General features: G+C 59.3%; 9 protein-coding genes and 1 pseudogene. 2 read left to right on the top strand and 8 right to left on the bottom strand.

The genetic code is table 11. The annotated features are described in order from the left end of the window. From Q1W40_RS13700 to Q1W40_RS13675, 6 genes and pseudogenes are all read right to left on the bottom strand, one after another. Positions 1-301, bottom strand: a pseudogene (locus Q1W40_RS13700) (MotA/TolQ/ExbB proton channel family protein); the annotation flags it as partial. Positions 302-365: 64 nt separating this feature from the next. Continuing rightward, positions 366-1,007: an energy transducer TonB gene (locus Q1W40_RS13695; RefSeq protein WP_300712991.1), complete on the bottom strand. Its 642-nt coding sequence runs from the start codon at positions 1,005-1,007 to the stop codon at positions 366-368. A 258-nt stretch (positions 1,008-1,265) separates the two neighbouring features. After that, positions 1,266-2,438, bottom strand: a complete 1,173-nt coding sequence (gene galK, locus Q1W40_RS13690; protein WP_300712990.1) for a galactokinase — start codon at positions 2,436-2,438, stop codon at positions 1,266-1,268. Positions 2,439-2,462: 24 nt separating this feature from the next. Further along, positions 2,463-3,509, bottom strand: a complete 1,047-nt coding sequence (locus tag Q1W40_RS13685; RefSeq protein WP_300712988.1) for a UDP-glucose--hexose-1-phosphate uridylyltransferase — start codon at positions 3,507-3,509, stop codon at positions 2,463-2,465. Next, positions 3,506-4,519, bottom strand: coding sequence for a UDP-glucose 4-epimerase GalE (galE, locus tag Q1W40_RS13680; RefSeq protein ID WP_300712986.1), 1,014 nt, complete (start codon positions 4,517-4,519; stop codon positions 3,506-3,508). Before galE ends, Q1W40_RS13685 begins: the two co-directional genes overlap by 4 nt. A gap of 10 nt (positions 4,520-4,529) precedes the next feature. Continuing rightward, complete coding sequence (locus tag Q1W40_RS13675; RefSeq protein ID WP_300712985.1) at positions 4,530-6,698, bottom strand: alpha-galactosidase; 2,169 nt, start codon at positions 6,696-6,698, stop codon at positions 4,530-4,532. A 65-nt stretch (positions 6,699-6,763) separates the two neighbouring features. Here Q1W40_RS13675 and Q1W40_RS13670 point away from each other — a divergent pair, with 65 nt between their 5' ends. Together Q1W40_RS13670 and Q1W40_RS13665 are read left to right on the top strand one after the other, a co-directional pair. Further along, the gene (locus tag Q1W40_RS13670) at positions 6,764-7,816 is read left to right on the top strand and encodes a LacI family DNA-binding transcriptional regulator (RefSeq protein ID WP_300712984.1); all 1,053 of its coding nucleotides are present in this window, start codon (positions 6,764-6,766) and stop codon (positions 7,814-7,816) included. A 49-nt stretch (positions 7,817-7,865) separates the two neighbouring features. Beyond that, positions 7,866-9,065, top strand: a complete 1,200-nt coding sequence (locus Q1W40_RS13665) for a cation:proton antiporter (protein ID WP_300712983.1) — start codon at positions 7,866-7,868, stop codon at positions 9,063-9,065. A gap of 7 nt (positions 9,066-9,072) precedes the next feature. Here Q1W40_RS13665 and Q1W40_RS13660 read toward each other — a convergent pair whose 3' ends face one another. Both Q1W40_RS13660 and ugpC read right to left on the bottom strand, forming a co-directional pair. Beyond that, a complete protein-coding gene (locus Q1W40_RS13660) occupies positions 9,073-10,803 on the bottom strand; it encodes an alpha-glucosidase (protein ID WP_300712982.1) in 1,731 nt (576 codons plus the stop codon). 17 nt (positions 10,804-10,820) lie between these two features. Next, complete coding sequence (gene ugpC / locus Q1W40_RS13655) at positions 10,821-11,954, bottom strand: sn-glycerol-3-phosphate ABC transporter ATP-binding protein UgpC (protein WP_300712981.1); 1,134 nt, start codon at positions 11,952-11,954, stop codon at positions 10,821-10,823. Between the last annotated feature and the right edge of the window lie 32 nt (positions 11,955-11,986).

Here is an 11,986-nt window from a genome sequence, read left to right as displayed (position 1 = left end):
ACCAAGAGCCCATGCTCATGAGCACCAGGATCAGCAGCGTGCCTTTGGCCACGGCATCGCCTTGGGCCCACAGCGCGCTCAGGCCGTAGGGGTTTTCTTCAGCAGGCGCTGCGGCTGCAGCAGGTGCGGCCACAGGCGCAGAAGCCACTTCGGCGGGGGCAGCGGCAGGAGCTACAGCAGGCGCGGGGGCGGTGGCTGCTGGGGCAGCCTCTTTGGGTTTGGCCGCCAACACGGCGCCAGCAGACAAGAGACCGGCCAGCAGGCCAGCGCAAACAACGAGGGTTTTGAAGGGTTTGAACATGATGAGGTTCTCCTCTGGGTTCTTTAAAAACGGTTAACTGTGAATTCGGAACTGAACGGCCGGATCATTCCAGACGCCAGGTGTATTTCATGGTCGCCCAGCCTTGCTCAGGCTTGCCGTCCACGGTGGCGGGCTTGAACGCGCAACGCGACAAACCAGCACGGGCTGCTTCGTCCAGACGCTTGTAGCCCGAAGATTTTTCGACCTCGGCTTGAATCACCTTGCCATCGGTGCCCACAAGGAAACGCAGGCTGACAGTGCCTTCTTCTTCCAAGCGGCGCGAAGCGCTGGGGTACTCGGGTTTCTCGCAATTGGCCGAGTTAACCACAGCGGCGGTGCGTACAGGTTCAGCTTTAACCACAGGCGGTGCTGGCGGTGCAGGCGGCGCCACCGGTTGGGGCGTGGCGGACACTGCGGCAATCGCGTTGGCTGCAGGAGCTGCGTTAGATACAGGCACATCCACTGGCGGCACATACGCCGGTGGAGGCGGCAGATTCTTGGGCGGTGGCGGCGGAGGGGGTGGCGGAATATCGGGTTTTGCATCTTCGAGCAAAACGGCTTCCACAGGGCCCTTGATCTTTTTGACAAAAGCGCGGGCCAAGCCCGAGCTGATGGCCCAAAAGAGCAAGAGGTGCAACACCACCACCAGCCCCAGCCCGATCAGGTGCTTGGTCGGCTTGCGTTGCCGGCTGGCGTAATCGTCCATTGTTTGTGCTCTCCTTATCGTGAGTGATTTTTTGCAATCGTTTGCATGATACGCACTTGCCAAAGAATTTCCACCTAGGGAAAGCCCTAGCATTCCATGCGTGTTCGCAAACAAATGTTTGAATCACTAGGAATAAACCGCTCAATCGCAAAGAATTGAGCTTGGCGTTTCACCCAAATTTTCACTTCTACCGACCTGTGCGACCGGCCCACCGATCAATATGCAATCGTTTTCAATTGAATGAAAAGTCTCTGCGCATCAAGAACATTGGGGCCAGACGACTTCAGCACCCGCAGAGGGTGTGCAAACATCGATCTGGGCGGTCTCTCCTTGAGGTGAACGGTACTGCGTTTCTATGGCTTGACGCACTTTGGCGACTTTCGAGCTGGGCACCAAGGCCACAACGCAGCCGCCAAAGCCACCGCCGGTCATGCGCGCCCCCCCTTCCCATCCAATGGCGTTTTGCGCCATTTCGACCAAGGCATCAATCGCAGGCACTGTGATCTGAAAGTCATCGCGCATGGACGCATGCGACTGCGCCATGAGTTGTCCCATGCGCTTCATGTCTTGTGCAGCCAATGCGGCGGCCGCATCCACCGTACGCTGATTTTCAGTCACCACATGACGCGCACGGCGGTAGGCCACCGGGTCAAGTCCGTGCAGGCCTTGCTCCAACGCAGACAGGCTCAAATCGCGCAACGCAGCCACCCCATAATGCCGAGCAGCCAACTCACACTGCATGCGCCGCGTGTTGTACTCACTCTCGACCAGCCCCCTTCGAATCCGCGAATGGATGATCATCACGGCCATATCCGGCGGCATCAGAACAGTTTGCGCATCCAATGTTCGGCAATCGATCAGCAGCGCGTGCCCTGCCTGGCCACGCGCTGAAATCAACTGATCCATGATGCCGCAGTTGCATCCCACAAACTGGTTCTCGGCTTGTTGTCCAATCAAGGCCAAATCGGTTGGGCTGAGGCCATCCAAGGCAAACACACGCTTGAAAGCCTGCCCCACGGCCACTTCCAGCGATGCAGAAGAGGACAAACCTGCGCCCTGGGGCACGTTGCCGGCGATCGCCAAATCCACGCCCCCCAAAGCCAAACCCTTGGACAAGAGCACCTTGACAACGCCTCGCACATAGTTGGCCCAATGGGCGTCAGGACGCGGCACGATCGGTGCATCCAGACTGAATTCATCCAGCGCACCACCGCAGTCTGAAGCCACGACGCGCACAAGCCGGTCTAGACGCGCACGCACTGCGACCAAGGTGTGAAAGTCAATCGCACAAGGCAACACATACCCATCGTTGTAATCGGTGTGCTCGCCAATCAGATTCACGCGCCCTGGTGCCTTGACCCAAAAATCGGGAGCGGTTTGGAAATGGCGTTCAAAAACCGCCTGCAGAGAAGTCATCAAAGGGGATGTCATGAGAACTCGATTCTTCAAATTAATTCAACGACCGCTGTAATGCACATCGCTCACAAGACGCAATCGTTCAGCGGCTTGCTCTGGCGTCAAATCCCGTTGGGCTTCAGCCAACATTTCAAAACCCACCATGAACTTGCGCACAGAAGCCGAGCGCAACAAAGGTGGATAAAAATGCGCATGCAATTGCCAAGGACGCGCATCGCTTCCATCAAAGGGGGCACCATGCCAGCCCATCGAATAGGGGAATGAACAGCCAAACAGGTTGTCGTAACGTGAAGTCAATTGTTTGAGCGCCACAGCAAGATCTTGTCGCTGTGCATGGCTCAGCTGCGGCATTTTCTGGACTGCAAATCGTGGCAACAAAAGCGTTTCAAAAGGCCACGTCGCCCAAAACGGCACCACCGCCACCCAGTGTTCGGTCAAAACGACCACACGGTCCTTCTGTTCAATTTCGCGCTCGGCCACGTCCAGCAACAGCGGACGTTGGTACTGCGAAAAATACGCACGCTGATGAACGTCTTCTGCCGTCGCCTCATTGGGCAAATGGCCTGTGGCCCAAATTTGTCCATGGGGGTGTGGCTGCGAGCACCCCATCAATGCCCCCTTGTTTTCAAACACCTGAACCCAAGCGTGTTTCTGCCCCAGTTCAGCTGTTTGTTCACACCAGGTGTCCACCACACCGACGATGGCATGGAGACTCAACTCGGGCAAGGTACGCGCATGGTCGGGCGAAAAGCAGATGACACGGCTGGTGCCAACCGCCTCATGCAACTGGTAGAGCGGATCGGTCGATGCAGGAGCCGATGGCACATCGGGCATCAAAGCGGCATGGTCATTGGTGAACACATACGTGCCGGTATAGGCTGGATTCACATCGCCACTCACACGGGGATTGCCCGCGCACAAATAGCATGTTGGCTCGTAGCGGGGCAGAGACACCGACTGAATTTCTTCTTGCTGCCCTTGCCAAGGACGCTTGGCACGATGCGGTGAAACCAGAACCCATTGGCCCGTCAAAGGGTTGCGACGGCGGTGAGAATGGTCTGCGATATCAAATGTTGGCTGGTTCATGCGTCGTACCCGTTGGGATTATTGGATTGCCAATGCCAAGTGTCAGAACACATGGTTTGCAAAGAGCGTTGTACGCGCCAGCCCAAGACCTTTTCGGCCAAAGCGGGGTCGGCCCAGAAAGCTGCCAAATCGCCCGCACGGCGTGGCACAAACTCATGTGGCAGTGCATGGCCGCAAGCCTGACCAAAGGCGGCCAGCATGTCCAAAACGCTGTGCCCTTGCCCGGAGCCCAGGTTGAACACATGGTGCCCTGCCCGCCCGTGTGCATGGCGCAACGCGGCCACATGGCCATCGGCCAAATCCATCACATGGATGTAGTCGCGCACACCTGTTCCATCAGGCGTTGGATAGTCCCGACCAAAGATGCGCAAACTCGGCCTGCGCCCCACCGCCACTTGCGCAATGAAAGGCATGAGGTTGTTGGGCACGCCCTGAGGGTCTTCACCCAAGAGCCCACTGGAGTGGGCCCCCACCGGGTTGAAATAGCGCAAGGCCGTCATGGACCATGAAGGGTCAGAGGCCACCACATCGGCAAGCATCTGCTCGACCATCAGTTTGCTGCGACCATAGGGATTGCTGGCACCCAAGGGAGCGTCTTCCCGCAAGGGCATGTCCTGCGTTTCGGCATACACGGTGGCCGAGGAACTGAACACCAGCGTCTTGACACCCGCTTCGCGCATGGCGTCGATCAGCACCAGCGAACCCTGCACATTGTTGTCGTAATAGCGCAAGGGTTGGGCAACAGATTCCCCCACCGCCTTGAGGCCCGCAAAGTGGATCACCGCATCGATGGCGTGCTCACGCAGCACGCGCAACACACGTGCGCGGTCGCGCACATCGGCTTCGATGAAATCCGGGCGATGCCCACTGACCTGCTCAATGCGGTCCAGCACAGCGGCTTTGGCATTGACCAGCGAATCGAGGATCACCGGGCGAAAGCCTGCGGCGATCAGTTGCACGCAGGTGATGCTGCCAATGTAGCCCGCACCACCGGTCACCAGAATGTTCATGCCAGCCCCCTCAAACCCGTGTCAGTCTGACGATGAAAGCGGTCTCGGCTTGCGCCCGTGGCAAGGGCAGGCCTGCGTGACGCAACCAGCCGCCATCCAGCACCACGCCATCCGCCGTGTTCAGGGCGTCAAAAAACGGGGCGGTGTTGTGCGCCCCGCTGGGCAGCACCGTGCCTGCAGGCAAGACCTGCTTCACGTGGTAGTGGGCCTGGGTGTCGAGCATGGGCAGAGGCAATCGGGGCGTGTAACGGTGGTTGGTGGGCTGGGTGCGGTACACCAGCAGCAACACATCGGTGGCCACATCCGCCGCATCCATATCGCCATGGGCCTGCCAGACGATCCCGTCGTCTATGCGCCCCTGCCAGACCGAGCCATGGTGCAGGCGGTCGCGCAAATCCTTGTACATCTGGATCCAGGCCTTGAGTTCGGCGGCATCGGCATCGCTGAGCACGCGGGCGTCCAGCTCCACGCCCAAATGCCCCGGCAAGGCCACGGCTGCACGAAACGCCATGCTCTGGGTGCGACCCGTGGTGTGCGCCCTTGCACTGCCCACGTGCGCCCCCATGATCTCGGGTGGAAAGAACTGCAAAAAGCCGCGCTGAATGTCCACACGCGACATCGCATCGATGCAGTCGCTGGTCCAGACGCGGTGGGTATGCCGCAGGACACCAAAGTCGATGCGACCGCCCCCACCTGAGCAACTTTCGATCTCCACCTCAGGGTGCGCTGCACGGATGCGCGCAAACAGTGCGTAAGCCGCGTGCACCTGCGCCCGGTAACCGGCTGTGCCGTCTTGCAAACCTGCAGTCGTCAGATCACGGTTGTGATCCCACTTGATGTAACGGATCGGTTGAGCCGACAGCAGTGCATCGATTTTGGCGAACAGGTAGTCACTGACTTCTGGACGCGAAATGTCCAACACCAGCTGATTGCGCGCCGTGATCAAAGGACGCCCCGCCAATTGCAGCGCCCAATCCGGGTGCGCCCGGTACAGGTCGCTGTCGGGGTTGATCATCTCAGGCTCGAACCACAAACCGAACTCCATGCCCAAAGCATTGACATGTGCGACGAGATCGCCCAGTCCTTGCGGAAACTTGCTTGCATCGGGCCACCAGTCACCCAGTGCGGCGCGGTCATGGTGGCGGCCGTGGAACCAGCCGTCATCAAGCACAAAACGCTCAACGCCCACTGCGGCAGCCGCCGTGGCCAGCTCCTTGACTTTGTCAGGGTACACATCGAAGTAAAAACCCTCCCATGTGTTCAGGTGCACGGGCCTTGGGCGCATCTGGCCACCCGGCCAATTCAGGCGCTGACGCAGCTCGGCGTGGAAATTGGCCGCCAGCCCATTGAGGCCTTTCGTCGAACAACTGGCCACCACTTCGGGTGTTTGCAAGGTGGCACCTGCTGCGAGCCGACCTTCACCCGGCGCCAGCCACTCGCCCAACTGCCACTGGTACTGTGCGTCGTGCAGCCACTCGATGGTTTGCTGGTGGTTGCCCGACCAAGCCAGATGGGCACCGTAGACCAAGCCCGAACTTTCCGTGGTGCCCGCTGTGGTGACCACCGCCCCCGGAAAGCAATCGTGCGACGTGCGTCCGCGTCGGCTCTCGCGTCGCCAGATGCTGCGCGAGAGTTTGTCGGTCTGCAGCAAAAACTCATGGTTGTGCTGGCCCGCATAAGATCGCACGCTCTGCGCCTGCGCAGGCAACAGCAATGTACCCGCGGCCAGCCACTGCACATCGAGCGCTGTATCGCCCACATTGCGCAAGCTGCTCTTCATGGTCAGCACATCGCTCATGATGTCCATGCTCAGATGCACTGTCAGCTCGATGGCCGCCATCGGATCGGTCAGCACCACCCGCACCGACTGCCCTGGCACAACCCAATGCACATCGCACTGCGTGAAGGCCTGCGCAAACGCTTGACCTTGGCGATGCGCCAGCAAAGCGCTTTGTCCAAACCAGCCCACTCCGAAGGTGGGGGCCAATGTCAGCGGCTGATCGAAGTCGAGCATGAACGAAGGCAAGGGACGAGACTCGCGCAAGCCATGGGGTGATTCGTCTCGAAGTTTGGGGCCCCAATAGCGCCAGATGGGCGCCTCGCCCGCAGGCAGTTCCAACACCAGGCTGGTGTTTTGCCCATGCAGGCTCAAGTATTTCAATGGTTTTTCCACAGTCACAAGGAGTCTCCTTATTGAATTTTCGATGATCTAACGCGAGTTAGATTCAAGTTTATACTAGATTTATGACCTTACCAAGCCAAAAACCGCCGACCAGCGCTGAGGTCGCCCGCCAAGCGGCTGTTTCCCGGACGACGGTGTCCTTTGTCCTCAATGGCGTGCTCAACCGCGGCATCAGTGAGGCCACGCGCGAACGCGTGTTAGCGGTGGCCCGGTCAATGGGTTACCAACCCAATGCCGCAGCCCGCAGTCTGGCCAGCGGACAAACCGGAACCGTGGGCGTGGTCATCCCCAAAGCGGCGCATTTGTATGTCGATGCTTTTTTGGCGCAACTTGTGGCCACGGTGAACGAACAGTGCCATGCACTGGGCTTGAAAATGTTGATCGAGACCACCGATGACGAGGGCCGTGAACCGGGCGGCTTTGTCAATCTCGTGCGCGGGCGCAGCATTGACGGCCTGATCGTGGCCAACCTGCGTACCTCCGAACACGCGCACCTGGACAAAATCACCGAAGCAGGCATTCCCTTGGTGGTGCTGACTTCCAGGCCTCGCGAACTGCCCCACCTGGCGACCGTCTTGAGCGACACGGCCAAAGCGGCCTGCACGGCCGTCCAACACCTGATCAAGCTGGGCCACCAAGACATCGCCTTCATCAGCTTCGCGCAACCCGAATACGAGTCTGTTCATGAACGGGAACTGGGTTGGCAGCAAGCACTGAAACAAGCCAATTTGGCCGTACGACGAGACTTGGTCGAATACGCCGACATCAGCGCACAAAGCGGCTACGACGCCGCCCGACGTTTGTTGGCCAGAGGTGTCAAGTTCACAGCCCTTTTTGCGGGCAACGACACCATCGCCTTTGGTGCATTGCGCGCTTTGCATGAAGCGAGCTTGCGCGTTCCCCAAGATGTGGCGGTGGTGGGCTACGACGATATTCCGATGGCTGCGTTTGCCACGCCACCACTGACCACCATGCACTCAGATCCGATTGGGCAGGCGCAAATGGCTCTGAAGCTGCTGATGGCACAGATCAACGCCGACACAAGCGCTGAACCCGTGCAGCACGAGGTGAGCCCGCAATTGCTCATTCGGGCTTCCTGCGGCGCGCTCACTTGATCACCACTGATGCTGCAGGTTCAAAACTGCACTTCTAAAATTCCATGCCATGAACACCACCGAGATATTTCTGATCGCCATGGCGATCATCTTCACTGTGCCTTACCTGATCTGGCGTGTGGGCAAAACCGACTATTACGCGCCGCTGGTGGTGGTTCAAATCCTCACGGGCATCTTGCTCGGGCCTGGGATCTTGGGCAAGGCGTTTCCCGAGTACTACCAATTCGTTTTTTCCGCCCCAGTCATCCAATCGCTCAATGGCATTGCCTGGTGGGCCGTCATGCTGTTTGTCATGATCGCAGGCATTGAGTTGGACTTGAGCAAAGCCTGGGCCTATCGCCGTGAAAGCAGCGTCACGGCAGGCTTGGCACTGGGCACGCCGCTGCTGTTCGGTTGCGCAGCTGCACTTTTACTCTTGAACGGATCAAGCTGGATGGGCCCCAAAGCCTTAAGTTGGCAGTTTGTGCTGGGCGTCGGCATGGCCTGCGCGGTCACGGCACTGCCCATCTTGATCTTGCTGATGGAAAAACTCGACATCCTGCGCCAGCCACTGGGCCAACGCATCTTGCGCTATGCGAGCCTGGACGACATCGCCATTTGGGGCGTTCTGGCGCTGATCCTCATGGACTGGGACCGCGTAGGCCGACAAGTCGTCTTTTTGCTGACATTCACGCTGGTCTGCGTCTTTTTCCGAAAAGGCATGCGGTGTCTGCAAGAACGCGACCGCTGGTATGTGGCCCTGATCTGGCTGGCCGTGGTCGCCTTTGGCGCGGACTGGGCTGGATTGCATTTCATGGTCGGCGCTTTTCTGGCCGGAGCCGTCATGGACAGTGACTGGTTTGATCAGGAAAAAATGGACTTGCTGCGCCACCATGTCCTGCTGGTGCTGATGCCGGTGTTTTTCTTGTCCACTGGCCTGCGCACCAACTGGGACGTGGGCGGCGTGGCCGTTTTTGGTGTAGCCGCCTTGCTCTTGGTCGCTTCAGTCTCCGGCAAATTGCTGGGCATTCGGTTGGCTGGCCGCATCCTGAATTGGCCTGCAGGCGAAGCCAGCATCATTGGCTGGCTGCTGCAGACCAAGGCCCTGATCATGATCATCTTTGCCAACATCTTGCTGGACAAACAGATCATCACCCACGAAACCTTCACCGCCCTGCTCCTGATGGCCGTGGCCAGCACCATGCTCACCGTGCCCATGGTGGCGCCGCAATTGCAAGGGCTCAAGGCCCTGATGACCAAGGCAGCTTGATCTCTTTTCAATCCTCAACGGGTGCCGGCCAGGTCGCCAGGCAATATGCACTCGCCTCCCATGGCTGAAGTTGGTTCTGAGAATCAGACCAAGTCAAATCAGGCAGATTACTTATCAGCGCAATAGACCCCTTCAGATCTGGCAGTTGTGAACAGCGCAAAGACTGTGTCTGCCCACTGAAGTTGCACAACACCAGCACGCGGTGAACACCGTCGTCGCGCAGATACGCGAACACATGCGAATGGTCGGGCAGCAGCAGTTCGTAGCGGCCATGCACCAGCACCGGGTGTTGCTTGCGCAGCGCGATCAGCTGGCGGTAATGGTGGAACACCGAGTTCGGATCAGCCAGCGCCGCTTCGGCGTTGATGTGGGTGTGGTTGTCGTGTGCAGCCAACCAAGGTTGACCTGTGGTAAAGCCACCATGCAATGCCGCTGACCACTGCATGGGCGTGCGGGCGTTGTCGCGGCCTTTGGCGTGGATGCTGCGCAGCACATCCTCAGGCGCTTGCCCGCGTTCTTGTGTGGCCACGCGGTACATGTTGCGTGTTTCGATGTCCTGGTAGTGCTCGATGCCGGGCCAAGCCACATTGCCCATGCCCAGCTCTTCACCTTGGTACACATACGGCGTGCCCTGCATCAGGTGCAGGCAAGTCGCCAGCATCTTGGCCGAGCGTTCGCGGTAAGCCGGGCTGTCATCGCCAAAGCGCGAGACGATGCGCGGCTGGTCGTGGTTGTTCCAATAGAGACTGTTCCAGCCCTGACCGTGCAGGCTGCTTTGCCAGCGGCTCAGGCTGGCCTTCAGGTCAGGCAAGTGCAGCGGTTTGATCGCCCATTTACCTTTGCCTGGCTGGCAGTCGAGGTCCATGTGCTCGAACTGAAAAACCATGCTGAGCGCCCCGGCCTCGGGGTGGGTGATCTCGCGAGCTTCCTGTACTGTGGCGCACGGGGCTTCGCCCACGGTGATGCTGTCGTAATGGTCCAGCACCTCGCGGCGCATTTCACGCATGAATTCCATGAAACGCGGGCCGTGCTTGACCATCTCGAAGGCCGGCTGCAAAAAGCCATCCTGCACCACGGGCGCGTTGGGCAGACGGCCATCGGCCAGCCACGGTTTGGAGATCAGGTTGATCACGTCCATGCGAAAGCCGCGCACACCCTTCTTGAACCAGAAGTGCATCAGCTCATAAACCTCGGCGCGCACCTTGGGGTTCTCCCAGTTCAGATCCGGTTGCTTGGGCGAGAACATGTGGAGGTAGTACTCGCCCGTGGCTTCGTTGAAGCTCCAGGCCGAGCCGCTAAACGCCGATTCCCAATTGGTGGGTGCGCGGCCATCGATGGGTTCTTGCCAGATGTAATAGTCGTGGTACGGGTTGTCTCGCGAAGTCCGTGCTTGCTTGAACCACTCGTGCTCGTCCGAGGTGTGGTTGACCACCAGGTCCATCATCAGTGCAATGCCACGCTCGGTCATGCCTGCGAGCATGGCGTCGAAGTCGGCCATGGTGCCGAACTCGCCCATGATGGCGCGGTAGTCGCTGATGTCGTAGCCGTTGTCGTCGTTGGGCGACTGGTAAACCGGCGAGAGCCAGACCACGTCCACACCCAGTGTTTTCAGGTGATCCAGCTTGGCGGTGATGCCGGGGATGTCGCCGATGCCGTCACCGTTGCTGTCGCAAAAGCTGCGGGGGTAGATTTGGTAAACGGTGCTGTTTTGCCACCAGGCCAGTTTGTGTGAGGTCATGGCGAACTCTGAAAAATTTACTCAGGCAATTCAACAGTCCGATGGCAGGCGATGCCCTGGCTGTCAAACAGATGCAGCTGATCAGGCAATAAGCGCAGCGTCAGCGCTGAACCTGCGGCCATGGCTGCACTGCCTTCCACTTTGACGGTGGCGATGGGCTGGCCTGAAATCTGAACGTACAAAAGCGATGAATCGCCCAGGCGCTCGATGTGCTGCAGCTGTGCGGCCACACCCGTGCCTTCGCCCGCTGTGCCCAGAGGGATGTGTTCCGGGCGAATGCCCACTTGTACCGACTCACCTGCTTTCAGGTGACGGGCATCCACAGACACCGTGAGCGTCTGGCCGCCCACATCCACGCTGGCATGCTGCGCTTCAGCACTGCGCAAAGTGCCCTGGAGCAGGTTCATTTTGGGCGAGCCGATGAACTCGGCCACAAACAGGCTGGCTGGGCGGTGGTACAGGTTCATGGGCGAGCCCACCTGGGCCACGCTGCCGCGCTCCTGAATGAGTGCCCCCGTGTGCAGCAGCACGATCTTGTTGGCCAGCGTCATGGCTTCAACCTGATCGTGCGTCACATAGATCATGCTGGCCGAGCCCATGTCCTTGTGCAGCTTGGCAATCTCAAGCCGGGTCTGCACGCGCAAGGCGGCGTCGAGGTTGGACAAGGGCTCGTCAAACAAAAACACCTTGGGCTGTTTGACGATGGCGCGGCCAATGGCCACGCGTTGGCGCTGGCCGCCAGACAGGGCTTTGGGCAGGCGGTCTAGCAGCGGGGTCAGTTGCAGAATTTCAGCAGCCTCTTTGACCTTGCGGTCGATCTCGGCCTTGTCCGAGCCCAGCACACGCAGGCCAAAAGCCATGTTTTCGCCCACGGTCATGTGGGGATAGAGCGCATAGCTCTGGAACACCATGGCCACACCACGCTTGGCCGGTGGCAGGTCGTTCACACGCTGGTCGCCGATCAGCAGGTCGCCCGAGCTGATGTCTTCCAGACCCGCCACCATGCGCAGCAAGGTGGATTTGCCACAGCCCGAGGGGCCAACAAAAACGCAGAACTCGCCATGCTCGATGGTCAGGTTGGCGTTGTGGATGGTCATCGGCAAATGGGGCGCATAGCGCTTGCAGATGTTCTTGAATTCAATGCGGGACATGGGTTGGCTCCAGCGCGGGGGATTTCTAATTG

Origin of the sequence: Limnohabitans sp. (assembly GCF_030158565.1) — a bacterium.
In the GTDB taxonomy this organism is placed as follows: domain Bacteria; phylum Pseudomonadota; class Gammaproteobacteria; order Burkholderiales; family Burkholderiaceae_C; genus Limnohabitans_A.
The sequence above is the reverse complement of the archived record's forward strand: the minus strand, read 5'-3'. Positions and strand labels throughout refer to the sequence as shown.